Origin of the sequence: Leeia aquatica (assembly GCF_012641365.1) — a bacterium.
In the GTDB taxonomy this organism is placed as follows: domain Bacteria; phylum Pseudomonadota; class Gammaproteobacteria; order Burkholderiales; family Leeiaceae; genus Leeia; species Leeia aquatica.
Genome location: NZ_JABAIM010000001.1, coordinates 1,547,588 through 1,573,850, shown reverse-complemented (window position 1 = coordinate 1,573,850; position 26,263 = coordinate 1,547,588). Strand labels below are relative to the sequence as shown.

Sequence of the window (26,263 nt, the reverse complement as noted above, 5' to 3'; positions counted from 1 at the left end):
TCGCACCGAGGGGGGCCGCAATGGAGGTAGGACAGGCATGGACCAATGGCTGGCAGCACTCCCTAAAACCGAATTGCACGTGCACATCGAAGGCACGCTTGAGCCCGAGCTGATGTTCACGCTGGCGCGCCGTAATGGTGTATCGCTGCCGTGGGTGGATGTCGAAGGGGTACGCGCAGCGTACCGTTTTCACAACCTGCAAAGTTTCCTCGACCTCTACTACGCCGGTGCCAGTGTGCTGCAGACCGAGGCGGATTTCTTCCAGCTGGCAATGGCCTACTTCCGGCGCGCAGTGGCGGACGGTGTCAAACATTGCGAGGTATTCTTCGACCCGCAAACCCATATCGACCGAGGCATCGACATCGGCACGGTGATCCGGGGTCTGGCCCGTGCTGCCGAGGCCATCCGTGCCGAATCCGGCCTCTCGGTGTATTACATCCTCTGTTTCCTGCGGCACCTGTCTGCCGAGTCGGCGATGCAGACCCTGCTGGATGCCTTGCCCTATCGTCGGCACTTTGTCGGCGTCGGGCTGGATTCCAGCGAGGTAGGCAATCCACCGGAGCGCTTCGAGACGGTGTTTGAGCAAGCCCGGCTGGAAGGGCTGCAGCGGGTGGCCCATGCGGGCGAAGAAGGCCCGCCGGAATACATCTGGCAGGCGCTGGACCTGCTGCGGGTGGCGCGCATCGACCACGGCGTGCGGGCGGAGGAGGACCCGCAGCTGATGCATCGCCTGCAGCAGGAGCAGATACCGCTCACCGTCTGCCCGCTGTCCAACCTCAAGCTCAAGGGGGTGGACGACCTCCGCCAGCACAACCTCAAGCGCCTGCTGGATGCCGGTCTGTGCGTGACGGTGAATTCGGACGACCCCGCCTATTTTGATGGCTATGTGCTGGCGAACTATCGCGCGGTGGCCGCTGCACTTGGCTTGTCGCGTGAAAACCTGTACAACATCGCCCGCAACGGTTTTGTCGCCAGCTTCCTGCCCGAAGTCGAGAAAGCGCGCTGGCTGGCCATACTGGAGCAATATTGGAATGACACCGCCGATTCCCCCGTGAGGCCTGCATGACCATTCAATTCAGTACGCAACCCCGCCTGGAACTGCGCGGCATCAGCAAGCGCTACCCCTCGGTGTGCGCCAACGACAATGTCAGCCTCAGCGTGATGCCGGGAGAAATCCACGCCGTGCTGGGCGAGAATGGCGCCGGTAAAAGCACGCTGATGAAGATCATCTACGGTGCGGTGCATGCCGACCAGGGCGAGATGCTGTGGGATGGCCACCCGGTCAAGGTCGCCAATCCGGCAGCGGCGCGCCAGCTGGGCATTGGCATGGTGTTCCAGCATTTCTCGCTGTTCGAGACCCTGACCGTCGCAGAGAACATCGCACTGGCACTGGATAGCCGTTTTGACCTGGCGGCCCTTTCTGTGCGCATCCGCGAGGTATCCGAGCGCTATGGGCTGGCGGTGGAGCCGGAGCGGCTGGTGCACACCCTCTCGGTCGGCGAGCGGCAACGGGTGGAGATTGTGCGCTGCCTGCTGCAGAATCCGCGCCTGCTGATCATGGATGAGCCCACCTCGGTGCTGACGCCACAAGCGGTGATCCGCCTGTTTGTCACCCTGCGCCAGCTGGCGGCAGAAGGCTGTGCCATCCTCTATATCTCGCACAAGCTGGATGAAATCCAGCAGCTGTGTGACCGCGCCACCGTGTTGCGTGGCGGCAAGGTCAGTGGCATGGCGATCCCGCGTGAAGAAACCGCAGAATCGCTGGCGCAACTGATGATTGGCCGCGCGCTGCCGCGCCCGGAACGGCGCGCCCACCGCACTGGCGATACCCGGCTGCAGTTGCAGCAGCTGAATCTGCCGACGCGGGACCCGTTTGGCGTCTCGCTCAGCGGTATCAACCTGCAAGTGCATGCCGGGGAAATTCTCGGCATTGCCGGGGTGTCTGGCAATGGTCAGGCCGAATTGCTGTCGGTGCTGTCGGGCGAGCAGCGCATCAAGGATGCGGCAGCGGTGCGCCTGTGCGACGAAGCCGTCGGGCGCATGGGGCCAGGGCGGCGGCGCGACCGCGGCCTCGCCTTTGTGCCTGAGGAGCGGCTGGGGCGTGGTGCGGTACCGGCGATGTCGCTGACCGACAACGCCTTGCTCACCGCACACCGGCAAGGGTTGGTCCGCAAAGGGCTGATCGCCAGCCGCAAGGTGCGTGAGTTTGCCGAAGCCTGCATTCGGGATTTTGGCGTCAAGTGCGGCGGGCCGGATGCCCCGGCGCGCAGCCTTTCTGGCGGCAATCTGCAGAAATTCATCGTCGGTCGTGAAATGCGGCAGCAACCCAAGGTGCTGATTGTGGCGCAGCCCACCTGGGGGGTGGATGTTGGCGCAGCGGCCTTCATTCGTCAGCAGTTGCTGGATTTTGCCGCCCAGGGTGTGGCCGTGCTGGTGATCTCGGAGGAGCTGGAAGAGTTGTTCCAGATTTGCGACCGCATCAGTGTGATTGCGGGTGGCCGCCTGTCGGCCTCCAAGGCCGTGGCGGAGACCAACAGCGAAGAGATCGGCCTGTGGATGGCCGGCATGTTTGAAGGCGGCCCAGCGGAACAGGTGGCGGCGTGATACGCCCTATCCTGCTCGGTGTCGTACTGCTGGGGCTGGGTGGCTGCGCGACGCTGACCGTACGTGAACCGATGCCGTCAGACCCTGAGTTGCAGCAACAGTTGCTGGGGCGCTGGCGTTGTATCGCGCCGCGACAGGTGAAAGAAGCCCCACAGTCTGAAGGGCAGTCGAAGCCAGAAGACGAGCGTGGCTGGCTGGATGTTCAACCTTCTGGGACGGTCATCGTGTCCGACGATCAAGGCGGCAGACCGGAACGCTTTCGGGTCACGATGTCCCGGCTAGACCAGCGCCTGCTGTTTTTTGCACAAACCGCCAAACCATCCAGCAAACCTCAGTGGCTAGTGCTGGGTGGGGCCTGGGAGGGGGAGGGCTTCTGGATGGTGATGGCCAGTGAGTATAAAAACCTGCACCGGGCAGTCCGGCAAGGACAGGTCGCCGGGAAGGCGGATCGCAATGGCGGTGTCCAGCTCCAGGTTCCGGCCCGGCAATTGCCCGCGCTGATTGCGCGCTACGGTCAGCACTGGTTTGACCCGAAGGACGCGATACACTGTGTCCGTGATGTGAATGAGAAGCCCGCCAAGGAGGCCTCTGCATGATGTTCAAGCTGGAAACCCGGCCCGTACCGTCGGCCTGGATGCGCTACCTGTCGCCGGTGCTGGCGGCGCTGCTGACCCTGATCTGTGGCATGGTGTTGTTTGCTGCGCTTGGGCGGGCACCGCTGGAGGCATTCGAGGTGTTCTTCCTCTCGCCGGTGCAAGACCTGAACGGGGTGACCGAGCTGCTGCTGAAAGCCTCGCCCCTGTGCCTGATTGCGCTGGGGCTGGCGATTGGCTTTCGAGCCAATGTGTGGAATATCGGCGCAGAAGGGCAGTTGACGCTGGGGGCCATCTTTGGTGGCACGCTGGCGATCGGGTTTGACGGCAGCAGCAGCCCCTGGCTGCTGCCCGGCATGGTGCTGGCCGGGATGCTGGGTGGCGCGCTGTGGGCCGCAATGGCCGCGTTGCTGCGTACCCGCTTCAACGCCAATGAGATTCTGGTCACCCTGATGCTGACCTACATTGCCAAGCTGCTGCTCGGTTATCTGGTGGATGGGCCGCTGAAAGACCCGAACGGGCAGAATTTCCCGCAGTCCATCATGTTTGGCGATGCTGCCCTGTTCCCGATGCTGGTGGAGGGGACCCGGCTGAACGCGTCGGCGCTGCTGACGGTGCTGGCGGTGCCGCTGGCCTGGCTGTTCCTCAGCAAGAGCTTTGCCGGTTACCAGATGCAGGTGGGCGGTCAGGCCCCGGCCGCCGCTCGCTACGCCGGGTTTTCCGAATCCCGCTCCATCTGGCTGGGGCTGCTGATCAGTGGCGCCGCCGCAGGGCTGGCCGGGGTGGGCGAGGTGGCCGGGCCGCTGGGCCAGCTGCAGCCCTCGGCCTCGCCGGGCTATGGTTTTGCCGCCATCATCGTGGCGTTTCTGGGGCGTTTGCACCCGGTGGGCATCGTGCTGGCCAGCTTGCTGATGTCGCTGCTGTACCTGGGCGGCGAGTCGGCGCAGATGAGCTTGCAGCTGCCGAATGCCATCACCGGCCTGTTTCAGGGCATGCTGCTGTTTTTCCTGCTGGGCTGCGACCTGCTGGTGAATTACCGGCTGCGCCGCCGTCAACCCGTGGTCCGTGCGTCCAGCACGGCAGCGGCCAAGGTGGAGGCCTGAGATGCTCGATCATACTGCGGCATTGTTGGCCCTGACCCTGAGCGCAGGCACCCCGCTGGTGTTTGCCGCGCTGGGGGAGCTGGTCACTGAAAAATCCGGGGTGGTCAACCTCGGGGTGGAAGGCATGATGCTGGTGGGGGCAATTGCCGCCTTTGCCACGGTGGCCAGTGGCGGCAGCCTGTGGGCCGGGGTGGCGGCGGGTGCGGTGGCCGGTATGGGCATGGCGCTGATCTTTGCCGTGCTGGCGCTCAGCCTGCAGGCCAACCAGTACGCCAGCGGGCTGGCCTTGTCCATCTTTGGCATTGGCCTCTCCGCCTTTGTCGGCAAAGCCTGGCTGGGGACCGCCATTCAGGGCTTCCAGCCGGTGAGCTTGCCGGGGCTGAGTGCCATTCCGCTGCTGGGACCCGCGCTGTTCAAGCAGACGCCGATGGTCTATCTGGCTTTCCTGCTGTTTGCTGCCATCAGCTGGCTGCTCTACCGCAGCAAGGCCGGGCTGGTACTGCGCGCGGTGGGTGAAAGCCCGGAATCGGCACACGCGATTGGTTATGCGGTCATCCGCATCCGCTATATGGCGACCCTGTTTGGCGGCGCCTGCTGCGGGGTGGCCGGCGCGTACCTGGCGCTGTCCTACACCCCGATGTGGGTGGAGAACATGACGGCGGGTGCGGGCTGGATTGCGCTGGCGCTCACCGTGTTTGCCACTTGGCGACCACTGCGGGTGCTGCTGGGGGCCTACCTGTTTGGTGGCGTCACCATTTTGCAATTCCACGCGCAGGGGCTGGGGGTAGCGATCCCGTCGCAACTGCTGTCGATGCTGCCGTATCTGGCCACCATCGTGGTGCTGGTGCTGATCTCGCGCAACAGTCAGATGATCCGCCTGCACGCCCCGGCATCGCTGGGCAAACCCTTCCTTGGCGGTGGCTGAAACTGATGTACAATACGCTTGTCGCAGGCACGGAAGGGTGCCGGTGGACAAAAAAGGGCGCGCCGAAAGGCGCGCCCTTTTTCATGGGGGCCTATGATTCAGAAGCGGGCCTCCAGATGTCCAAACGGAGGTTGCCCTGAGTCGCTGCGTGCGGCGCTTCAGGCCAGCCCCCCAGACTGGTTAAAGGAGTAGTACACATGTCTGAGCTGACCCTGTTCCGGGCGTCCATCCTGCATTTTCTGCGCGACCCCGGCGAAGCCGCCGACGATCGCGCCTGGCAGTATTGGGAGGACGGCGCACTGGTGGTCGAATCTGGCCGCGTGGTGGCCTGTGGCCCGGAGGCCGCGCTGCTGACGCAATACCCGCAGGCCAAGGTGGTGGATCACCGTGGCAAGCTGCTGCTGCCGGGTTTTGTCGATACCCACATCCACTTTGCTCAAACGGACATCATCGCCAGCTATGGCGCGCAATTGCTGGACTGGCTCAATACCTATACCTTCCCGGCCGAGCGGCGCTTTGCCGACCGCGTGCACGCCGACAACGTGGCGCAGTTCTTCCTAGACGAGCTGCTGCGCAACGGCACCACCACCGCTGCGGTCTACCCGACGGTACACAAGGCCTCGGTGGATGCCTTCTTTAGCGCCGCAGAGCAGCGGCAGATGCGCATGGTATGCGGCAAGATCATGATGGACCGCCATTGCCCGGATTTCCTGCAAGACAATGTGGCGAGCGCCGAGGCGGACAGCCGCGAGCTGATCGAGCGTTGGCATGGTCGCGGTCGTGCGGGCTATGCGCTGACCCCGCGCTTTGCGCCGACCTCCACCCCGGAGCAGCTGGCGATGACCGGGCGGCTGTTTGCCGAATACGAGGGCTTGTGGCTGCAGACCCATGTGGCCGAGAACGTGGACGAAGTGCGCTGGGTGGCCGACCTGTTCCCGGATGCCCGCAGCTATCTGGACGTGTACGACCGCTATGGCCTGCTCGGCGAGCGCGGTGTCTACGCCCACTGCATCCATCTGGACCGTGCCGACCGTGAGCGAATGGCGGCGACCGGTACCGCCATGTCCTTCTGCCCGACCTCCAACCTGTTCCTTGGCAGTGGCTTGTTTGACCTGAACCGCGCCCGCGAGCTGGGGGTGCGGGTGGGGCTGGCGACGGATGTGGGCGGCGGTACCAGCTTCTCCATGCTGCAAACGCTGAACGAGGCTTACAAGGTGTTGCAGCTGGGCGGGCAAAAACTCAACGCCTGGCGTGGCTTCTATCTGGCGACACTGGCCGGGGCGGAGGCGCTGTATTTGGAAGACCGCATCGGCAACTTCCTGCCCGGCAAGGAGGCCGATTTCGTGGTGCTGGACTGGGCCGCCACGCCGCTGCTGGAACGCCGCATGCAGGCGGCGCAGTCGCTGGAAGAGCGGTTGTTTGCACTGATGCTGCTGGGTTGCGACCGGGTGGTGGCACAGACCTATGTGCTGGGCGAGCCGCGCTTGCCTGCCGGCTGATGATGGGCCGGGCGTAACGGGGCGAGCAGCGGGCGCAGGCCGTTATGGTCGATTTCCTGCATCAGCGCCAGCAGTCGCCCCAGCGTGCCCGGTGGAAAGCCACTGCGGGCAAACCAGTTGAGGTAATGCCCCGGCAGTTCCGCCAGCGCCCGCCCCTGATACTTGCCGAAGGGCATGCTGGTGTGCCACAGCTTGTGCAGGTCTACCGGGTCCATCGGCTTTAGTCTTCGCCTTCATCTACGGAACTCAGGTCAGGCTGACCTCCTGGCGCGGATGCGAGCAAGGCAGCACGCCAGAGGGCCTTGGCGTGCTGCAGGAATACGGGTGGTGCGCTGGTAAAATCCTGCTCCGACTGGTAGCAGCCGGTATGCCAGTGCTGCGGGTCCATCTTGCTGAGATCCGTGCCAGGCGGGCAGGCGGCAGCTTGCGGCACCGGTGGTGGGGTTTTGCCCTGCAAGGCCTCGTCCGGCAGCCAGGTGGTGCCCCGTAAGCCCCATTTGCCATCACGCTCGCGCAGGATCACTTTCATGTCTTGCGGGCTGACATCACTGGTGCAGGTGGTGTGATAGGCCATGGCGACCTCATGAACACCATCCTGATCCAGATCGGTAATGCGCACTCCCTCCGGATAGAAACGAGCCACACTGTCAAATGGGCAATCCTTTACCCCATCCTGCAGTAGCCACAAGCGCTCGGCCTTGCCAGCCTTAACCCGGAATTGGGCAACATGCAGCAGGCTTTCCGTGGCATCCATCTCTTCAAAAGTGTAGCTACGCTTGCTATGGCTGCGTACCAGCCAATGCTCGCCATCGGCCTCGGTCCAATACCAGACTTGTAACAGCTTACCCGGCAGTTTGATGTCAGCGGGCAGGGTCTTGGGGTCGACTGGGTTGATGGATGCCGGAATCGCAACCCCGGCTGGCGCGGCTAATGCCACAGCTTGGCTGGTGATGGGTTGCGAGCGGGTATCACTTGCCGGGGCGGCACTATCGCTCACCTCTTGGCGGGGGGCCGGGCAGGCCGTCAATAGCAAAGTGGTGGTGAGCAGCAGCGGCAGGATCAGACGTTGCAGGGCATGGGGCATGGTATGCAGGTTCCGTGAGGCAGGAGGCCATGCAGGCTGCACGGCAAACAGGGCCTGATTATAACAGCCTGCTTGCCGTTGTCATGAATTATGCCGCCTGCTGCTCCAGCACGAAGCGGCTGCCGGCACCCTGGCCCAAGGTCTGCACCAACCACGGCATCAGTTGCTCCAGCAGTGGGTGCAAGGTGTAAGGTGGATTGAGGATGAACATGCCACTGCCGTACATGCCAAAGCCATCCGGGTGTGGCGGTTCCACTTGCAGCGAGACGTTCAGCCAGCCTTTGACCGGCAAGCGCTTCAACTGCTCCAGCATCAATTGCCACTCCACCCGCTGCAATTGTGGATACCACACCGCATAGATGCCGGTGGCAAAGCGGCGCAGTGCATCCTCCAGCGCTTTGGTGACGCGCTGATAGTCCTTCTTGTCTTCATACGGTGGGTCGATCAGCACCAAGGCACGCCGGGGTGGGGGCGGCAGCAGGGCTTTCAGCCCGGCGAAGCCATCACTTTTGTCGACCAGTACCCGCTTGCCCAACGGCGACATGTTTTCCTGCAACAAGGTGAAGTCGCTGCTGTGCAGCTCATACAGGCGCAGGCGGTCATCCGGGCGCACCCGCTGCGCCGCCAGCTGTGGCGAGCCGGGGTAATAGCGCAGTGCGCCGTCCGGATTCAGCGCCAGCACATGTTGCAGATAGCTGGCGATCGGCTCTGGTAGCGCATTGCGCTGCCACAGGCGTGCGACTCCCGTGGCAAACTCGGCATTCTTGGTGGCATAGCCTTCGGTAAGTGCATAGACCCCGGCACCTGCGTGGGTGTCGATGTACCAATAAGGCTTGTCCTTCTGGTTCAGATAGATCAGCAGCTGATCTAGTACCAGATGCTTGAGCACATCGGCGTGGTTGCCCGCATGAAAGGCGTGGCGATAACTGAGCATGACGTGGGGCCCTGAAACGAATGCCGCGATTGTACGGGATCAGGACGCCGCCCACCATGCCAATCGGGTGAGCGGGGGGGGGCTCGTTCAGAGCCCAGATGTTTTAACCACTGAATACGGTTTGTGTGCACACCAGTTTTTCACCCTGGCGCAAGGCGATGACCTGGGTGCCACCCGGCTGCACCAGCCAGACGTTCTCTCCTTTGCCGCTGGCGGTGGCGCTGTAGCTCCCCCGCTTGCCGGGCTGGGCGTAGGCGAACACCTGAGACACGCGTTTGCCGTTGAGGGTGCAACTGGTGGCGACATCGCCCTCTTCGCTGACGGCGACAAAGTGCTTGCCTGCCGCCGGGGCGACCGGGCGCACATCCAGCACCCGGTCCGTACCGTTGCCTGCGGTTCCAGCGATCAGTACATAGCGGGCGCTGCCCTTGCGCACCGCGTAGACCGTTACCTTGCCTTCCGGCATCTCGGCACCATTGATGTTATCCAGCTTGCTGTTGAAGGCATCGAAGCCAAAGCTCTTGTAGGGGAGATCCCAGTGCGGGAAGGTTTTGCCGATCAGGCCCAGGTACGGATTGGTACTGCCACTACTGGCGGGGGTGCTGGCTGCCCTGGGGGCCATGCCGCCACCGGTTTGCAGCATGCTGCGCTCGCTGGCCTGCAAGGCTCGCACAAACTTGAGTGGTGTATTGGCACGCGGCCAGGCCAGATCACCCCAGTTACCCGCGCCAGAACAGCGGCCAGACAGGTGCTTGAGCGTGTTGTTGTCACTGGTAAAGCGCGCCTCGCAGGGGCCATCCTCACTCTTGCCACTGAACTGCCATACGCCCTTGTTGTAGACCGCAAAGCCGATGGCCTGCGCCTCTCCACTCATCAAGCCGCCAAAGCCGCCGGGATCGGCGGCACTGCCCTCGCCGATGAACTTCACCAGCGCGCGGCCACCGCCGAGATCTTCTACCAGATAGCTGTACTTGCTGACTTCATTTTGCAGTTTGCCCTTGCCGTCCTTGTGCTGGGTCTGCAATTGGGCGCTGTACAGACCAGAGGGAATCGCCTGGTTGCTGGTGGCCGGGCTGATGGCGCTAACGGGTGCAGTCGCAGGGGCTGGGGTAGCTTCAGGGGCAGGCGTGCTGCTGGTTTTGGTCGGGCCCAGTCCGTAGGTGGTGGCGGTGCCATCCTGGGACTTGACTGTGACCTGGCAACCGGCCAAGGCCAGTACCAGGGTGCTGAGTAGCAGTTTTTGCATGGAGGGATCAACCTGTAGGGTGAGAAGTGAATGGGCATTCGTTCAGTTTGGCAGCACGATATCATATTTTCTACAAGCTGAACGAAGCATGAATGCCATGTGCATTGCGGATTGACAGGCACAAAAGTACAGGGGTGACAAGGCCACTGACCTGCCGCATGGCCTCAGGTAGAATCGACGTTTTTGCAGCCCGGTGTGCTGCAAGCAGCCCGAGACCAACCCCAAGATGAGTACGCCCGCAAGCCATACCCCGATGATGCAGCAGTACCTGGCGCTGAAAGCCGAGCACCCGGACAAGCTGCTGTTCTACCGCATGGGGGATTTCTACGAGCTGTTCTATGAAGACGCACAGCGGGCAGCGCGGCTGATGGACATCACCCTGACCGCACGCGGGCAGAGTGCCGGACAGCCGATTCCGATGGCAGGCATTCCCTTCCATGCCGCCGAGCAGTATTTGGCCCGGCTGGTGAAGCTGGGTGAATCGGTGGCGATTTGCGAGCAGGTGGGTGACCCCGCCACCAGCAAGGGGCCGGTGGAACGCAAGGTGATGCGGGTGGTGACGCCAGGTACCCTGACCGATGCTGCATTGCTGGACGAAAAGTCAGATAACTTGCTGCTGGCGCTGTCCCTGTCGCGCGGTCGGCTGGGTCTGGCCTGGCTGTCGCTGGCTTCGGGCCGCTTTGCCCTGTGGGAAGGCAAGTCGGACGCGCTGCCCTCCGAGCTGGAGCGGCTGCGCCCTGCCGAGATTCTGCTGGCGGACGACCACGATTTGGCCTTGCTCGGTCAGCAATCCCGTCCGGTCAAGCGTCTGCCCTTATGGCATTTTGACGCGGAAGCCGCCAACCGCTTGCTGTGCAAGCACTTTGGCACCCACGATCTGGTCGGTTTTGGTGTGGAGAATATGTCGCTGGCGGTGGGTGCGGCAGGCGCGCTGTTGCAGTATGCCCGTGCCACCCAGGGTGCCGAGCTCGCGCATGTACAAGGGCTGTCGGTAGAGGTACGTGGCCAGTATATCGAGCTGGACGCCGCTACCCGTCGCAATCTGGAGCTGACCGAGACCATTCGTGGTGAACCGGCGCCGACACTCGCCTCGGTGCTGGACCAGTGCATGACCAGCATGGGCAGCCGCTTGCTGCGGCACTGGCTGCACCACCCGCTGCGCGACCGCAGCAAGCTGCTGGCCCGACTGGGCGCGGTGGCCGAGCTGCGCGAGCATAGCGCCTTGCCTTCATTGCAGCAGGCGCTGCGGCCGATTGCTGATATTGAGCGTATTGCCAGCCGTATTGCCTTGAAAAGCGCCCGCCCGCGTGATCTGTCCAGCCTGCGTGACAGTCTGGCTGCGTTGCCCGCCATTCAGCAGCAACTGGCACGTATGGACGCACCGTTGCTGCAACAGTTGCAACAGCACCTCACCGCGCCGGAGGCGGTACTGCCCACCCTGCAGGCGGCTATCCTGCTGGAGCCAGCCAGCCTGCTGCGCGATGGCGGCGTGATCAACGATGGTTATCACGCCGAGCTGGACGAGCTGCGCGGCATCCAGACCAATTGCGACCAGTACCTGCTGGCGCTCGAAGCGCGTGAACGCGAGCGGACCGGCATCCCCAACCTCAAGGTGGAATTCAACCGGGTGCATGGCTTCTATATCGAAGTCAGCAAGGCGCAGGGTGACAAGGTGCCGGACGACTACCGCCGCCGCCAGACGCTGAAGAACGCCGAGCGCTATATCACCCCCGAGTTGAAAACCTTTGAGGACAAGGCGCTCTCGGCGCAGGAGCGGGCGCTGGCCCTGGAGAAACGGCTGTACGAGGCGCTGCTGGATGAGCTGATGCACAGCCTCGCTGCACTGCAACTGCTGGCGCAGGCGGTATCCGCGCTGGATGTGCTGAGCACCTTTGCCGCCCAGGCGGCGCTGCTGGACTGGCATGCGCCGCAGTTTGTCGACGAGCCGGTGATCGACATCCAGCAAGGGCGTCACCCGGTGGTGGAGGCGCAGGTGGATGACTTCATCGCCAACGATACCGGCCTATCGCTCACCCGCAAGCTGCTGCTGATCACCGGCCCGAACATGGGCGGTAAGTCCACCTATATGCGGCAAACGGCGCTGATTGTGCTGCTGGCTCATGTCGGCAGTTTTGTGCCGGCGCAGCAGGTACGGCTGGGGCCGATTGACCGCATCTTTACCCGTATCGGCGCGTCGGATGATCTGGCCGGAGGCCGCTCCACCTTCATGGTGGAGATGACCGAAACCGCCAACATCCTGCACAACGCCAGCGAACACAGCCTGGTGCTGATGGACGAAGTCGGGCGCGGCACCTCCACTTTCGACGGCCTGGCCCTAGCCTACGCCATCGTGCGGCAACTGGTGGAGAAGAACCGCAGCTACACTCTGTTTGCCACGCACTACTTTGAGCTCACCCGCCTGTCGCAAGATTACCCGCAGCTGGCCAATGTGCATCTGGACGCGGTAGAACACAAGGATACGGTGGTGTTCCTGCACAGCGTGAAGGATGGCCCCGCCAGCCAGAGCTATGGCCTGGCCGTGGCGCAACTGGCCGGGGTGCCCGCCAGCGTGATCCGCGTGGCGCGGCGGCACCTGCAGCAGCTGGAAGCCATGAGCATCGGCGCCGGTGGTCCACAGGCCGACCTGTTTGCCACGCTGCCACCCGCAGACGAGCCGTTGGCGGCAGAGCCACACCCGGCCATGCAAGCGCTGCAACAGCTGGATCCGGACGCACTGACGCCACGTGAAGCGCTGGAGCAGCTCTACCGCCTGCAGCAGCTGCTGCAGGCAGAGTAAGCCGCCCCGCCATCTGCCTGTGGCTCAGGGGCGGTTATAGGTGTAAATGATGCCGCCGGTGTGTTTGGCCACGGTGTCGTACAGGCGGCGTGCGGTGGCATTGTCCTGATAGGTGCCCCAGTACAGCCGTTCGGCACCGCTGGCAAAGGCGCGTGCAGCCACCGCCTCGATCAGCTGGCGGCCCACCCCTTGCCCCCGGCAGCTGGGGTCGGTGAACAGGTCCTGCAGATAACAGCTTGGCCCGCGCAGGATGGTGCTGCGGTGGTACAGATAGTGCGTCATGCCCACCAGTTTGCCATCCCGCTCGGCCACCAGGGCATACATTGGTTCGCTCTCGCTGAGGAAGCGCTGCCAGCTGAGTTGCGTAATGTCCTCCGGCAGGGCGGTGTCGCCGGAGCGGCCATAGAATGCGTTATAACCTAGCCATAGCGGCAGCCATTGCTCAAAATCGTGTTCGGTAATCGGGCGGATCAGTAAGGACATGCAGACACCTTGGATGGGAAGAAGTGTCTGCAGTGTGTAAAAGAAAAGGTGTGGTTGCTAGGGCCAATCGGGTGGTTTGGGGTGGGCCACCATGCAGCTCAGGAACAGCCTTCAACCAGTTCAATACTGTCATCACCTGCATGGATCACAGCGATTTTACCGTTACTGGTTTCAAAGCGGATGCCTCGATAGTGGCCTGGTTTGTCGCTACGCCACCAGGTCAGATAATGGTCATCCTCACCACCGTAGGTATGCGGGCTGGCTTTGACACTACGCCCGAGTCGCTTCCACACTTGCAACTCACGGTCCCCGACCTGCAAGCCGGTGTCCGTGTGGATGCTGCTTTGGCCAAACAGACTGACACGACTGATGCGTTGCGCCCGAACCATGAAGGTCAGTGCCGGTTCCGGCGCACCGGGGCTGACGTGGTAGCAGTCGCTGTCAGTAGGGCCATCGGCGAGCAGCGGCAGGCGCAGCCACTTTTCGGCTTCCGCAACCGTCATGCCGATCCGGATGGGACCATAGCCATTGGCGTGCAGGGTCCAGTGGCGGGTGTGATCCGGCAACTGAGGGCGGGGCAGATACAAGCCCATGCTGGGCAAAGCCAGCCCCAATAGCAGCAGGGGGAGGACCCGGTTTGACCACCCGAACATGGCAGACTCCATGGCAAAGTCTGGCCAGTATAGGTGCAGGTTGTGCGCCCTCACAAGCCGGTTGTCTCACCATCAATGCCGGGCGTCAGCTTTCCCCGCCATGCTGGCCAGCCCGGCCAGCTTGCGGTCTAGCCAGCGACTGGCTTGATTGCGGTCTTCGGCGGCCTCCACCCGGCGGATGGCACCGCGCACCAGCTGCGCGCCCAGCCAACGTATCGGCTCGGCCGGGAAACTGGCTTGCGGGCCTTGAGCCAGTCCGCTACGGGTCCAGATATTGTCTTCATCCAGCAGCAGGCTGCTGAGGATCTGGCCACCCAGATGGCTCTGTACCACGCCATTGCCGGAATAACCAAAGCCGTAGTACACACCACGCTGCCGGGGTAACTCGCCAAAGCAGGGCAAACCGCTGGCTGAGCGCTCCGAGGCTCCTGTCCAGCTGCGCGCCAGCGGCACGGAGGCGAGGCTGGGGAAGAAGCGGCGCAGGGCGTGATGCAGCATGGGCTGGTAACGACTGGGGGCATCAAAGGCAGGATGCAGGCGATTGCCAAAGGGCAGCAGATTGCCGCCCTTGCCCAGCATCAGGCGGCCATCCGGCGTGCTGCGCCAGTAGTGGACAAAGGTGCGCAGGTCGCACACGGCCTGCCCTTGGTCCAGCCCGAGTGCCGCAATCTGCGCAGGGGCGGGCTCGGTGATGATCATGTCGGAGGAGACCAGCAGCAGATGGCGGGCGAACTGCGGCAGCAGCGCCGGGGTTTCCGCGTTCAGCGCCAGCACCACCCTCGGCGCGTGCAAGATGCCTTGATCCGTGCTCACCTGTACTGGCTGACTGCCTTTCACCGCCTGCACCGGGCTGTGCTCATGGACCTCGACACCGAGCACACGCGCCACCCGCAGCAAGCCTCGCACCAGCTTGCCGGGGTGGACACTGCCCGCTGCATCGGTCCAGGCGCCATCGCGCATCAGCGCACTGCCACTGCGCGCCTGGGTGGCGGGGTCGTCCAGCGCTTGCCAGCGGTTGAGCCCCACTTGTTCCAATTGCTGCAATACCGGCTGCAGGCGGCCCTGCTGCGCGGCATTACTGGCGGCGTAGACGGCCCCGCCCAGCCGCAGGTCGGCGTCGATGCCGTGCTGCTGGCAGAAGCTGGCGATGTCGAATACCGCCTGTTCCGAGGCGCGCAGCAGCCAGGCGGCTTCCCGCTCGCCAAAGTAATGGCACAGGCTGGCGTATTTGGTGGACCAGGTCAGCATGCAGCCGCCATTGCGGCCGGAGGCGCCGCCACCGCAGCGCCCTTTTTCCAGCAACACAATGCGCCAGTCTGGTCGTTTCAAGCGGGTCTGGATGGCGGTCCACAGGCCGGTAAAGCCGCCACCGACGATGCAGACATCCGCCGTGTGCTCGCCCTGCAGTGGCGGCAGCGCCGCGCTGGCTTCTTGCGCCAGCGCATCGGCAAACCAGAACGGTTGCGGGCTCAAGGTCGTTCACCGGCCAGCAGGCGACGCTCGATGTCGTCCAGTACGGCGGGCAGTGCAGAGAGCGTATCCACCACATAATGAGCCCCGGCCTCGCGCAGCAACGCTTCCGCCGGGGTGCGATACTCGGCCTGTTGCGCCGGGGTGAGGGCGAACCAGTCGTCCGCGCTCAGACCCACCGCGTTGCCGCTGGCGGAGAGGCCCACTGTCCACATCCCGGCACGCAGGCCTTCATGGATGCCGGGGGCGGTGTCGTCCACCTTCACACAGTGGCGCACGTCGCCAATGCCCAGTGCCAGCACATTGGCCAGTGCCATCCACGGGCCGGGGCGGCCCCCGGCGGGCAGGTCATCAGTCGCGACGGTATGGTCCGGGCTGTAACCGCAGGCGGCGGCGTGCGGCTGCAGGCGGTCCATCACCACCCGGGGGTAGCCGGAGCAGCTGCCAATCTTCAGGCCGCGCGCGCGCAGCGCGTTCAGCGTGTCCAGCGCACCGGGGATGGGGGCGGAGTATTCGGCCACCCGTGCAATCTGCAAGGGCATGAACTGCTGGTAGAGGCGGTCAACGTCGGCATCCGACATCGGGCTACCGAAACGAGCCTGCCAGAGGGCAGCTACGCCGGGCAGCTTGCCCAGCGCCTGGATATGGTCCCACTTGGCCAGGCCCATCGGCACCCGCGCCTCAGCCATGCTGACTGCGATGCCTTCGCTGCGGAACACATCAATCAGCACCTGGGTGGGGGCAAACGACCCAAAATCCACCACGGTACCGGCCCAATCCAGGATCAGGGCTTCCAGACGATGAAACAACATGGGGTGACTCCTTAACGATTCCAGCCAAAGTGGGTGATGGTCTGCGCAATGGCGGCGCAAGCTTGTTCGATCTCTGCGTGGTCAATGGCGCCGATGCAGCCGATACGGAAGGTTTCCTGATGGGTGAGCTTGCCCGGATACAGCACAAAGCCGCGCTCACGTACCGCCTGATAAAAATCGGCAAAGCGGTAGCCGGGGTGGTCCGGCGCGTGGAAGGTCAGGATGATCGGCGCTTGCAGTGCTGGCGGCAGGAACAGCTTGAGCCCGGTGGCGGAGAGCCGCTCGATCAGCAGTTCGGCGTTGGCCTGATAACGCGCCAGCCGGGCGGGCTGACCACCCGCTGCCAGATACTGGTCCAGCGCCGCGCGCAGGGCAGCGACGACATGGGTGGGCGGGGTGTAGCGCCACTGCCCGGTCTGCTGCATGTATTCATACTGTGCCAGCAAGTCCATCGCCAGTGAGTGGCTGTTGCCCCGGCTGGCCTGCAGGCTGTCACGGCGGGCGATGACAAAGCCCATGCCCGGCACGCCTTCCAGGCATTTATTGCTCGAGGCAATCAGCGCGTCCAGCGGCAGGCTGCGCAGGTCCAGCGGCAGGGCACCAAAGCTGGACATGGTATCCACAATCAGACGGCGACCGGCCTGCTGTACCACGCGGGCAATATCGGCCAGCGGATTGAGGATGCCGGTGCTGGTTTCACAGTGAATCACGCCAACGTGGCTGATGGCCGGATCGGCTTGAAGCAGGCGTGCCACCTGCTCGGCGCTGGGCGGGGTATCGTCGGCGGTTTCGTACACCTGATGTTCGCGCCCCAGCACGGCAGCAATCTGCGCCATACGGCGACCGTAAGCACCGTTGACCAGCACCAGCAGCTTGCCGGTGCGCGGCAGCAGATTGCCAATGGCCGCTTCGACAGCAAAGGTGCCGGAGCCCTGCAGCGGCACGCACACGTGCTCGGCTTCACCGTGCACGATCTGCAGCAGGTCGCGGCAGACGCTGGCGGTGAGCGCGTTGAAACGGTCATCCCACGAGCCCCAGTCGGTGAGCATGGCGGTCTTGGTGGCGAGGCTGGTGGACAGCGGGCCGGGTGTGAGCAGGATGGGTTCGCGCATGGTGTGCTACTCCAGTGGTCTAGATGTCTATGCGGGTTCAAAAAAGACCGGGCCGCAACCCGGTCACAGTGTTAGGGGCGAGGCTGTCGCCAGCGCTGGCTGCGCCGTAGCAGGCCGTGGGACAGCAGGGCAAACAGCAGGCAGGCGATGGCTGAGCTGAACACGATCAGGCTGGCCATGGCGGCGGCCGCCGCAGTATCTCCGGCGTCGTCCATGTTCAGCACGGCAACCGAGGCCAGCACGGTGTCCGGGGTGTAGAGAAAGATCACTGCCGAGACGGTGGTCATCGCCGACACAAAGAAATAACGTGCCGTCTCCAGCATGGCGGGCAGGGTGGCGGGCAGGGTGACCCGCCACAACGTGGTCCACAGCGATACCTTGAGCGAGGCCGCCACCGGCTCGAAATCCGGGTCCTGCTGCTTCAGCGCGGTCAGCGCAGTCAGGTGGGCGGTGGTGTAGAAGTGTGCGACTGAGCACAGTACCAGCAGGGTCATGCTGCCGTAGAGGCCGTGCAGCGGGTTTTCTGGGTGGTTAAAGAAGAAGATGTAACCCAGCCCCAGCACCATGCCGGGCACCGCCATTGGTAACATGGCCAGCGCATGCAGTAACTGGCCAGGCCGCCGTGCCGCGCGCACCCGGCTGCTGCACCAGGCGCCGACGAATACCAACAGGCTGCCCAGCACTGCGGTAGCGAGTGCCAGCTTGAGGCTGTTGGCGAAGGCCAGCCAGCCGCCGCCATCTACCATGTCGAAATCAAAGTGTGCCAGCGTCAGGTCCAGCTGATAAGGCCACTGACGAATGAAAGCAGCGGTGATGGCGGTCCCCAGCAACAGCAACAAGGCACCGCCAATCACGCTGCACACCAGCACAGCGATTGTGCGGGTCAGTGGGGTATTCACCATTTGCAGTGGCTGGGCCCGGCTGCTGACCATATTGCGTTGATGCCGCTGCAGCCAGCGGTCTACCCCGAACGACAGCACGGCTGGCAGCAACAGCAGCAGGCCGATGGCTGCTCCACGCGGGAAATTTTGCTGACCGATCACCTGCTTGTAAGCCTCGATGGCCAGTACGGGATACTGCCCCCCCACCACCTTGGCGACACCAAAGTCGGTGACCACCAGGGTGAACACCACCAGTGTGGCTGACACCAGGCCATAGCGGGTAGCAGGCAGGGTGAGGGTGAAGAAGCGGCGCAATGGCCCTGCTCCCAAGGTGCGCGCGGCCTCGTACAAGCGGGCATCACCTACTGCCAGTGCCGTCAGCAGGATCATCAGCGCATGCGGGAAGGTATAGAACACCTCACCAATCAGGATGCCGGCAAAGCCATAAATGCCACCGTCCGGGAACACGCTTTTCAGCAGACCCTGGTTACCGAACAGATAAACCAGCGAGATGCCAGGCAATAGAGAGGGTGCCAGTATGGGTAGCAGCGCCAGCAGGCGGAACAATGCCCTGCCCGGCAGAGCGACCCGGGTCAGCGCCATGGCGTAGGCGCACGCCAGCGGTACGACCAGGGCCGTGGTGGCCAGGGCTACTTTCAAGCTGCCCAGCGTGGCGGCCAATGTGCCGGGTTGGGTAAGTGTTTGCTGCAAGACCTGCAACCCTTGCCATTGCCCCTGCGGGCTGAGCACGGCTTGCCCCAGAATGGCCACCAACGGGCCCAGCACCATCAGCGCGAGCAGGGCCAGCAGCAGCCAGCCGAGCAGGCGGGCAGTATGTTCGTCCGGGGTGGACCGCAGGCTGCGGGGGCTGGAGAGGCTGAGGCTCAGCATGTGGCCTCCTGCGGGAACAGATGCACGCGTTCCAGCGGCAGGCTGAGTGCCACCCGCTGTGCCTGGCCAAGCCGGGACAGGGCCTCATGGCCGAGGTCTACCTGCACGGTGTGCTGCCCCCAGGCCGGCACCCGCAGGGTAATGCGGTACAGCGCGCCCAGCAGCTCCTGCTTGTCGCGTTCGGCCCAGACGGTGTGATCCGGCAGCTCGCCTTCCGGGTGCAGCCGCAGGTCTTCCGGACGGATAAACAGGCTGGCTGCCTGTCCGACTGCTAGCGTATGCGGGATCGCATAGTGGTGTTCGCCGAGCTGTACCCGGCCATCATCGTTAATCTGCACAGGCAGAAAATTACCCTGTCCAACGAAGCTGGCAACAAACGGGCTGGCGGGTTGGCGGTAGATCTGGTGCGGGGTGCCGGATTGTTCAATCCCGCCACGATGCATGACCACCACCCGGTCGGCCATGGTCAAGGCTTCTTCCTGATCGTGCGTCACCATCACCGTGGTGATGCCCAGTTGCTGCTGCAACTGGCGGATCTCTCGGCGCAGGTGCTCACGCACGCGGGCATCCAGCGCCGAGAGGGGTTCGTCCAGCAGCAGCAGGCTGGGTGAGGTGGCCAGTGCCCGCGCCAGCGCCACCCTCTGCTGCTGGCCGCCAGAGAGCTGGGCCGGGTAGTGGGTGGCGTAGGCGTCGAGCCCGATCAGTGCCAGCAGCTCGGTAACCCGCTTGCGGCGGGCTTCCTTGTTGCCGCGCAGGCCGTAGGCGATGTTGTCGGCCACATTGAGGTTAGGGAACAGCGCGTAAGATTGGAACACGATGCCGTAGTCACGGCGGGCCGGGGGCAGGCGGGTGACGTCCTGTCCATGAAGTTCGATCCGCCCCTGATCGGGCTGATCCAGCCCGGCGATCAAGCGCAGCAGGGTGGTCTTGCCACAGCCGGAAGGGCCGAGCAGGCTGATGAATTCGCCATTATACACGGTGAGGTCGATCTGCTGCAGCACGGTCTGGTTGCCAAAGCGTTTACTCAAGCCGTGCAGCTGCAGGCAGGGCTCGGCATCACGGTAGGGGTAAGGGGCATCCAGCAAGCGGTGAGCGGGGTCGGTTTTCATGGGCAGGCTTTCATCACGGTGACGGCGATGGTCAGATAATGGCTAAGCGGTGGGGTGGGCAGGCCGGGAACTTTGGCCAGTTCATCAAAGCGCCGCAAGGCAATGGCCTGCGCCGCGTTGGGACGCAGGCGGAAGCGCGCGGCTTCTTCCTCGCTCATCGGGCCACCCTGCAAGGTCAGCGAACAGGTGGAAGCGGGGGAAAGGTTGTCCAGATAGCCAGGCTCTGCCGCTGCCAGATAGCGCTTGGCTGCCACATGCAGGGCAATCGGTTGCAGCACATTATGGTCGAACAGATCGTGCAGCAATTGTACCGCCAGCGCCTCATGGTGGTCGTCGATGCCGGCGGCGAGGTCGCTGGCTTGCTGCTGACTGTGCAGATGGCCGATGTCGTGCAGCAAGGCGGCGGTAATCAGCGCGGCGCTGGCCCCTTCCTGCTCGGCGGCATAAGCCGCCTGCAGCGCATGCTCGAGCTGGCTGACCGCTTCACCACTGTACAGATCATGTCCAGCTTCCAGTAGCAGGGCTTCCAGTGCATCCAGATGGGGAAGCGGGGCCAGGCGCATGGTGCGACTCCAGGTGCGGGGGCAGTCACAGGCTGCCCCCTGTTCAATGGAATTACTTCGGTTCCGACTTGGCGTCGTAGCGCTTGATCCACTCGGCCAGAATGCGGTCACGGTTGCTGGCCGACCAGCGCAGGTCCTGCTTCACCAGACGCTTTTCGTAATCCGCCGGGATAAAGGCATTCGGCTTGGCAATGCCGGGGATGGCGACAATGGCGAAGTTCTTTTCATACAGCTCGTTGGCCGATACTGAGGCGGACCAGTCGGCCAGCTTGCGGGCGGCGTCCAGCTTGCTGGTGCCCTTCATGATGGCGGTCGCTTCCACGTCCCAGCCCAGACCTTCTTTCGGGAATACCAGGTCCAGCGGTGCGCCACCCTCTTTCAGTTTGGCGGCACGGTATTCAAAGGAGATACCGATCGGGAATTCACCGGCTGCTGCCTGCTTGCAAGGCTTGGAACCGGAGTGAGTGTACTGGGCGATGTTCTGGTGCAGCTGGTCCATGTAAGCCCAGCCGTCTTTTTCACCAAAAATCGTCAGCCAGGCGGTGACGTCAAAATAACCGGTGCCGGAGGAGGCCGGGTTCGGCATCACGATCTTGCCCTTGTACTCTGGCTTCAGCAGGTCCTTCCAGCTCTCCGGCTTTTTCAGGCCCAGCTTGGCAGCCTCGACGGTGTTGAAGCAGACGGTGGCACCCCACACATCCATGCCCACCCAGCTCGGGGTGCTGCCATCATCCACATAGTTTTTACTGAGCTTGCCCACGTTCTTCGGCGCATAGCCCTGCAGCATGCCTTCTTTTTCCAGCACCAGCAGCGACGAAGCCGCCACACCCATCACCACATCAGCCTGCGGGCTGGCTTTTTCGGCCAGCAGCTTGGCAGTGATGATGCCGGTGGAATCGCGCACCCAGCGCAGTTTGATGTCCGGGTTTTCCTGCTCGAACTTCTGCTGGTAGGCCTTCAGCTGGTCGGCTTCCAGTGCGGTGTAAACGGTGAGGGTGGTTTCTGCAGCAGCAGTCAAGCCAGTCAGCGCCAGAATGGCGGCCAGCAGGGTAGGGGAGGTACGCATGATGTTGCCTTCCGGTGGTGAGTGAGAACGGCGCCACTGTACCGGGGAAATATGACAGTCTGTTTACATCTGGACGTCTAGATGTATTTGCGGGCAAAAAAACTACAGCGTATCCGGGGTGACTTCGATCTGCACGCGGTCGCCGGGGAAGCGGGTGATGCCGTATTCAATGGGCTGGCCGCTTTCATCGGCGTAGACGCTCTCGACATACAGCACCGGTTGCTGGCGGCCCATCTGCAGCGCTTGCGCCACTTCCAGCCGTGGCATGCGGGCGCTGACCCGGCTGAGTACCCGGCTGAAACGGGCTATGCCCATCTGTCGGAAGGCATCGCTGGTGCTGCTGCTGTTGCGGTAGACCGTCCTGAAGTCCGTAAAGCGCGGCAGGGGAAAGTACTGGGTGCAGACGCTGACCACTTCGCCGTTGGCGAGGTCGAGCGATTCCACCCGCAGCACGCTGCTGCCGGCGGGCAACTGCAGCAGGGCGCATACGGCGTCGCTGGCGGTTTCGGCCTGGTGGGACTGGATGGCGACCGAGCCGACCAGGTGCTGCACGGTGAGGCTGTGCGAGAAACGGCTGTTGCGGCCCAGCCGGTAGGCGATCATGTCCTCCTGCACAAAGGTGCCGCGCCCGCGCTCGATGCGCACCAGCCCCCGGTCTTTCAGGTGCTGGACCGCCTGACGGATGGTGTGGCGGTTGACGGTGAAGCGCGCCGCCAGCGCCTGCTCATTGGGCAGGCGACCTGTCAGTTGATGCGCCAGGATGTCCTGGCTGAGGGTGGTGGCAATCTGCAGCCACAAGGGGCTGCCAACGGGCAGAGGGGTGGAGGACATGGCGGCGTGAAGGATGAGCACTCAAGCGCATCAACATAGCACGAAGCAGGGGCGGGATGTAAGCGCAGCCTTGTTACAGCATGCGGCAACAAGGTGTTTTCTCTGAAGAGGCCCAGGGCGAAAGGACCCATGGCCGGATTAGGGCAGTACAAATGAAAAATGGCCCGCATACTTGCGGGCCATTTTTGGAATGACTGGTGGCGAATCCCCGACTCGAACGGGGGACCTGCGGATTATGATTCCGTTGCTCTAACCGACTGAGCTAATTCGCCACACGAGAGTCGCGCATTATCCACAGGAATATGGAGACTGTCAAGTGTTGCTGTGCATCAGCATCAAGCTCATGTCAGCGGCGGCCTGTCGCAAGGGCAGTAAAGCCTGATAAGCCGGTGAGCCGTACCAGCCTTCGGCATGTGCCTGACTGGGGAAATGCAGGATGACCCCCTGCTCACCTTGTGGTTGCCCGCACAGCGCCGGCCCCAAGGTACCTCGTGCAAGCACCCGGCCTTGCCACGGGGCCAGCGTGGCGGGTACCTGCTGCCGGTAGCGTGCCCAGAGTGCCTCATCGTGCACGGTTACCTGACCCATCACCAGCACGCCGGTCGTTTCAAGCATGGGATGCTGCCACGCTATGCGGCCAGATGACCGCCTGGGCGGCAATCACCCGCTCACCATTGAAGGTGACGGCGGGCGAGCCGTACAGCACGTAACCCAAGGCCAGGGCCTCGCTGACCCGATGGCAGAATTGCGCGTCGTCTGGCCCGGTCAACAGGCGGTAGCTGGGCAGGTTATCCGGTGGTAGCGTCGTCATGGCAGATCCTCAAGGTCAGGGTTAAACAACACCAGCAGTCGTCCGCGCGGGGGCTACAGTGTATGGCTGCGGTCGCCCATGGCAAAGCCCCGCAGCGGATGCGGGTAGTGGCGGCTGAGCGCCAGTACTTTGAACAGCTCGCCCATCTCCGCCGGGCTCATCAGTCGCTGCGCCTGGTTGGCCAGCGGCAGCCAGCGCGGCAGATCGGTCTGGTCCGCTTCCTGCAGCAATTCGGTGATGCCGGCATTGGCGAGAAACAATGCCTGGCTAGTGTAACCCGCCAGTTCCAGCCCTTGCTCGACGCCTGCCAGTGCCATCGCCGTGAAATCAACGTGGGTGGTGATGTCCTGCAGGCCGGGCAGCCATAGCGGGTCCGGGTGGGCATGGTGGCGGTAATGGCACATCAGGGTGCCGCTGACGCGCTGCGGGTGGTAGTACTCGCGCTGCGGGAAGCCGTAGTCGATCAGCAGGATCACGCCGCGCTGCAGCCGCTCTGCCAGCGTGCGGACAAAGCCCGCGGCCTGCCACTGCACTTCGCTCTGGTAAGGGGCGTCAACCGGCAGCGCTTCCGCCTGGGCCAGCAAGTCGGCGTCGGTCAGCGGGCGCGCGGCCAGCTGCAAGGCGTCATCCTGCCAGACGACGCCCAGCTGATGTACGCCGTCTTTCTCCCAGCGCAGCAAATGGGTGGGGATGGCGTCCAGCACCTCATTGCCCAGCACTACACCGTCGATCTGCTCCGGCAACTGGTCCAGCCAGCGCAGGCGCGGCAGCAGCTGCGGGGCTTGTTCTGCAAAGCGCTGCTGCTGGCGTTCGCGCAGGTCGCCACTCACTTCCAGCAGTGCATAGCTCTCCGGTAGGCAGTCCAGCCGCTCCAGCTCCCGCAGGAGGTCCAGCGCCAGCTTGCCGGAGCCGGGGCCGCACTCAATGATCTGGCGGCCGGTATGCGGCAGGATCTCAGCCACTTGCCGTGCCAGCGTCTGCCCGAACAGGCTGGAGAGCTCCGGTGCGGTGGTGAAGTCACCCTCCTGCCCCAGCTTCACGCTGCCGTTGCTGTAGTAGCCCATGCCCGGCGCGTACAGCGCCAGCGCTTCATACTCGACAAAAGGCAGCCAGCCGCCCGCCGCCGCAATGGCGTCACGGATATGGGCCAGCAGACGTTGCGACAGCGCCAGCGCGTCCGCCGACGGCTCCGGCAGTGAGGGGGTGTGTCCAGAAATATGCACGATACAACAACAGGTATACAAAGCCGCTAGCTTACCATGGCGGGCAAGTGGCTACGGTTTTTGAGGGCGGACTGCTACAATCGCCATGATGAATCCTACACGCTCTGCGACTCCAGACGAGATGATGCCGGTGGCGCTGCTGTCCGGCGCTGCGTCGCCGTGGCCTGCGCTGGCCGAGGCCCTGCTGCAGGCAGGCTATCGCCTGGTGTGGCACAGTCCCTTGCCGCTGCCGCCTGCCTTGGCAGCGGCCCCTGCCAGCCGGGTCTGCCGGGTGCAGGCCGATGTGCATTCCGAGGCCACTGCCCAGGCGCTGCTGCGCGAAGTGCAGCAATTGTGGAGGCGTCTGGATGTGCTGTTGCTGCAGCCGCCACAACGGCCCGGCCTGCCGCTGCCGGAAGCGGTGGAGCTGGAGCTGGCGCAGCGGCTGGGGCCCTTGCTGGCGCTGACCCAGGCGGCGGTTCCCCTGCTGCGTGAGCAACAGGGGGTGGTGCTGTGGTGGCTGGATCAGGCAGTGAGCCGCAGCCACTGGCTGGACGGCGCCGTGCAGGCGGCCTTGCCCGCCACCTTGCGGGCCTTGGCGGCTGAGCTGGCACCCGATGTGCGGTTGAATGCCATCCAGTACCCCGCTGCGCAATTGCGGGAGGGGGAGCTGAACGAGCTGGCGCACAAGCGCATGGTGCAGAAGGTGGCGATGAAACGCCCGCTGCGCGAAGCGGATTTGGTGCAGGCCATGCACTATCTGCTGCAAGCCGATTTTGTGACCGGCCACCTGCTGCCGGTGGATGGGGGTGGCAGTGTTGGCTGAGTCTCACACCTCCCCACGGGTGGTGCTGGTCACCGGCGCGGCGCGTCGGGTGGGTGCCGAGATTGCCCGCACCTTGCACCAGCGCGGTCTCAATGTGGCGATTCACTATCGCGGATCGCAGCAGGAAGCGGAGCAGCTGGCTGCACAGCTCAATGCACACCGGCCAGACTCCTGCGCCTGCTTTGCGGCAGACTTGCTGGAAGTCGCCCAATTACCGGCACTGGTCGAGCGGGTGGTGGCCCGCTTTGGCCGGCTGGATATGCTGGTCAACAATGCGTCGAGCTTTTATGCCACGCCGCTGGGGCAGTGTGATGAAGCCGCCTGGCACGAGCTGGTGGGGACCAACCTGAAGGCACCGCTGTTCCTGTCGCAGGCCGCCGCACCGTGGTTGACCCGGCTGGGCGGGGCCATCGTCAATATTGTCGACATCCACGCCGAACGGCCGATGCCGGGGCACTTGATTTACTCGCTGGCCAAGGCCGGGCTGGTGGCCCTGACCAAGGGGCTGGCCGGCGAGCTGGCCCCGACAGTGCGGGTCAACGCGGTGGCGCCAGGGGTCAACCTGTGGCCGGAGCACCATGACGGCTTTGATGAGCAGGCGCGTGAGCAGATTCTGGCTCACACCTTCTTGCGGCGTTCGGGGCAGCCTGCCGATCTGGCCGGGGCGGTGGCCTTCCTGTTGCTGGACGCACCGTATGTGACGGGGCATGTTCTGAACGTGGATGGTGGCCGCAGCGTATACATCTGACCACGCAGGACGTGGTTCAT

General features: G+C 63.8%; 26 protein-coding genes and 1 tRNA gene. 9 read left to right on the top strand and 18 right to left on the bottom strand.

Features of this window, described 5'->3' with window-relative positions; translation table 11 throughout:
- Positions 1 to 37 precede the first annotated feature (37 nt).
- From HF682_RS08125 to guaD, 6 genes are all read left to right on the top strand, one after another.
- The gene (locus HF682_RS08125; RefSeq protein ID WP_168876675.1) at positions 38 to 1,066 is read left to right on the top strand and encodes an adenosine deaminase; all 1,029 of its coding nucleotides are present in this window, start codon (positions 38 to 40) and stop codon (positions 1,064 to 1,066) included.
- The gene (locus tag HF682_RS08120) at positions 1,063 to 2,604 is read left to right on the top strand and encodes an ABC transporter ATP-binding protein (protein ID WP_168876674.1); all 1,542 of its coding nucleotides are present in this window, start codon (positions 1,063 to 1,065) and stop codon (positions 2,602 to 2,604) included. Before HF682_RS08125 ends, HF682_RS08120 begins: the two co-directional genes overlap by 4 nt.
- Positions 2,601 to 3,200 (top strand): hypothetical protein, encoded by a 600-nt coding sequence (locus HF682_RS08115; protein WP_168876673.1) that lies wholly within the window; start codon positions 2,601 to 2,603, stop codon positions 3,198 to 3,200. The genes HF682_RS08120 and HF682_RS08115 overlap by 4 nt, the downstream gene beginning before the upstream one ends.
- The gene (locus tag HF682_RS08110) at positions 3,197 to 4,300 is read left to right on the top strand and encodes an ABC transporter permease (protein WP_168876672.1); all 1,104 of its coding nucleotides are present in this window, start codon (positions 3,197 to 3,199) and stop codon (positions 4,298 to 4,300) included. Before HF682_RS08115 ends, HF682_RS08110 begins: the two co-directional genes overlap by 4 nt.
- 1 nt (position 4,301) lies before the next feature.
- On the top strand, positions 4,302 to 5,225 hold the full coding sequence (locus tag HF682_RS08105) for an ABC transporter permease (RefSeq protein ID WP_168876671.1): 924 nt from the start codon (positions 4,302 to 4,304) through the stop codon (positions 5,223 to 5,225).
- Positions 5,226 to 5,422: 197 nt separating this feature from the next.
- Positions 5,423 to 6,724, top strand: coding sequence for a guanine deaminase (guaD, locus tag HF682_RS08100; protein WP_168876670.1), 1,302 nt, complete (start codon positions 5,423 to 5,425; stop codon positions 6,722 to 6,724).
- On the opposite strand, the gene HF682_RS08095 is transcribed toward guaD, so the two are convergent.
- The 4 genes from HF682_RS08095 to HF682_RS08080 form a co-directional block, all read right to left on the bottom strand.
- Positions 6,688 to 6,939 (bottom strand): DUF3820 family protein, encoded by a 252-nt coding sequence (locus HF682_RS08095; RefSeq protein ID WP_168876669.1) that lies wholly within the window; start codon positions 6,937 to 6,939, stop codon positions 6,688 to 6,690. The genes guaD and HF682_RS08095 overlap by 37 nt on opposite strands.
- A gap of 5 nt (positions 6,940 to 6,944) precedes the next feature.
- Positions 6,945 to 7,808, bottom strand: coding sequence for a M949_RS01915 family surface polysaccharide biosynthesis protein (locus HF682_RS08090; RefSeq protein ID WP_168876668.1), 864 nt, complete (start codon positions 7,806 to 7,808; stop codon positions 6,945 to 6,947).
- 88 nt (positions 7,809 to 7,896) lie between these two features.
- Entirely contained in the window at positions 7,897 to 8,742 is an 846-nt protein-coding gene (locus HF682_RS08085) for a 23S rRNA (adenine(2030)-N(6))-methyltransferase RlmJ (protein ID WP_168876667.1), read from the bottom strand.
- Positions 8,743 to 8,845: 103 nt separating this feature from the next.
- The gene (locus HF682_RS08080; RefSeq protein ID WP_168876666.1) at positions 8,846 to 9,988 is read right to left on the bottom strand and encodes a hypothetical protein; all 1,143 of its coding nucleotides are present in this window, start codon (positions 9,986 to 9,988) and stop codon (positions 8,846 to 8,848) included.
- A 226-nt stretch (positions 9,989 to 10,214) separates the two neighbouring features.
- On the opposite strand from HF682_RS08080, the gene mutS reads away from it, so the two are divergent.
- Complete coding sequence (mutS, locus tag HF682_RS08075) at positions 10,215 to 12,785, top strand: DNA mismatch repair protein MutS (protein ID WP_205881939.1); 2,571 nt, start codon at positions 10,215 to 10,217, stop codon at positions 12,783 to 12,785.
- Positions 12,786 to 12,809: 24 nt separating this feature from the next.
- On the opposite strand, the gene HF682_RS08070 is transcribed toward mutS, so the two are convergent.
- The 14 genes from HF682_RS08070 to HF682_RS08005 all read right to left on the bottom strand — a co-directional run bounded on the left by HF682_RS08070 (position 12,810) and on the right by HF682_RS08005 (position 24,690).
- Positions 12,810 to 13,268, bottom strand: coding sequence for a GNAT family N-acetyltransferase (locus HF682_RS08070; protein ID WP_168876665.1), 459 nt, complete (start codon positions 13,266 to 13,268; stop codon positions 12,810 to 12,812).
- Between the two features lie 98 nt (positions 13,269 to 13,366).
- A complete protein-coding gene (locus HF682_RS08065; protein ID WP_168876664.1) occupies positions 13,367 to 13,921 on the bottom strand; it encodes a hypothetical protein in 555 nt (184 codons plus the stop codon).
- Between the two features lie 72 nt (positions 13,922 to 13,993).
- A complete protein-coding gene (locus HF682_RS08060; protein WP_168876663.1) occupies positions 13,994 to 15,394 on the bottom strand; it encodes an FAD-dependent oxidoreductase in 1,401 nt (466 codons plus the stop codon).
- Complete coding sequence (gene phnX, locus HF682_RS08055) at positions 15,391 to 16,203, bottom strand: phosphonoacetaldehyde hydrolase (protein ID WP_168876662.1); 813 nt, start codon at positions 16,201 to 16,203, stop codon at positions 15,391 to 15,393. Before phnX ends, HF682_RS08060 begins: the two co-directional genes overlap by 4 nt.
- An 11-nt stretch (positions 16,204 to 16,214) precedes the next feature.
- The gene (locus tag HF682_RS08050) at positions 16,215 to 17,315 is read right to left on the bottom strand and encodes a 2-aminoethylphosphonate--pyruvate transaminase (protein WP_168876661.1); all 1,101 of its coding nucleotides are present in this window, start codon (positions 17,313 to 17,315) and stop codon (positions 16,215 to 16,217) included.
- Between the two features lie 71 nt (positions 17,316 to 17,386).
- Positions 17,387 to 19,087 (bottom strand): putative 2-aminoethylphosphonate ABC transporter permease subunit, encoded by a 1,701-nt coding sequence (locus tag HF682_RS08045; protein WP_168876660.1) that lies wholly within the window; start codon positions 19,085 to 19,087, stop codon positions 17,387 to 17,389.
- Positions 19,081 to 20,196 (bottom strand): putative 2-aminoethylphosphonate ABC transporter ATP-binding protein, encoded by a 1,116-nt coding sequence (locus HF682_RS08040; protein ID WP_168876659.1) that lies wholly within the window; start codon positions 20,194 to 20,196, stop codon positions 19,081 to 19,083. The genes HF682_RS08045 and HF682_RS08040 overlap by 7 nt, the downstream gene beginning before the upstream one ends.
- The gene (locus HF682_RS08035; protein ID WP_168876658.1) at positions 20,193 to 20,759 is read right to left on the bottom strand and encodes a phosphonate degradation HD-domain oxygenase; all 567 of its coding nucleotides are present in this window, start codon (positions 20,757 to 20,759) and stop codon (positions 20,193 to 20,195) included. The genes HF682_RS08040 and HF682_RS08035 overlap by 4 nt, the downstream gene beginning before the upstream one ends.
- Before the next feature lie 52 nt (positions 20,760 to 20,811).
- Entirely contained in the window at positions 20,812 to 21,825 is a 1,014-nt protein-coding gene (locus tag HF682_RS08030; RefSeq protein WP_168876657.1) for a putative 2-aminoethylphosphonate ABC transporter substrate-binding protein, read from the bottom strand.
- A 102-nt stretch (positions 21,826 to 21,927) separates the two neighbouring features.
- Entirely contained in the window at positions 21,928 to 22,656 is a 729-nt protein-coding gene (gene phnF, locus HF682_RS08025) for a phosphonate metabolism transcriptional regulator PhnF (RefSeq protein WP_168876656.1), read from the bottom strand.
- Positions 22,657 to 22,851: 195 nt separating this feature from the next.
- Positions 22,852 to 22,928, bottom strand: a tRNA-Met gene (locus tag HF682_RS08020).
- A 40-nt stretch (positions 22,929 to 22,968) separates the two neighbouring features.
- Positions 22,969 to 23,271, bottom strand: coding sequence for a DUF1330 domain-containing protein (locus HF682_RS08015; RefSeq protein ID WP_168876655.1), 303 nt, complete (start codon positions 23,269 to 23,271; stop codon positions 22,969 to 22,971).
- Positions 23,264 to 23,467, bottom strand: a complete 204-nt coding sequence (locus tag HF682_RS08010; RefSeq protein WP_168876654.1) for a DUF1737 domain-containing protein — start codon at positions 23,465 to 23,467, stop codon at positions 23,264 to 23,266. The genes HF682_RS08015 and HF682_RS08010 overlap by 8 nt, the downstream gene beginning before the upstream one ends.
- Positions 23,468 to 23,520: 53 nt before the next feature.
- On the bottom strand, positions 23,521 to 24,690 hold the full coding sequence (locus HF682_RS08005) for a class I SAM-dependent methyltransferase (protein ID WP_168876653.1): 1,170 nt from the start codon (positions 24,688 to 24,690) through the stop codon (positions 23,521 to 23,523).
- An 85-nt stretch (positions 24,691 to 24,775) separates the two neighbouring features.
- Here HF682_RS08005 and HF682_RS08000 point away from each other — a divergent pair, with 85 nt between their 5' ends.
- Positions 24,776 to 25,495: an SDR family oxidoreductase gene (locus tag HF682_RS08000; protein ID WP_168876652.1), complete on the top strand. Its 720-nt coding sequence runs from the start codon at positions 24,776 to 24,778 to the stop codon at positions 25,493 to 25,495.
- On the top strand, positions 25,485 to 26,243 hold the full coding sequence (locus HF682_RS07995; RefSeq protein WP_373282868.1) for a pteridine reductase: 759 nt from the start codon (positions 25,485 to 25,487) through the stop codon (positions 26,241 to 26,243). Before HF682_RS08000 ends, HF682_RS07995 begins: the two co-directional genes overlap by 11 nt.
- The last annotated feature ends 20 nt before the right edge of the window (positions 26,244 to 26,263 follow it).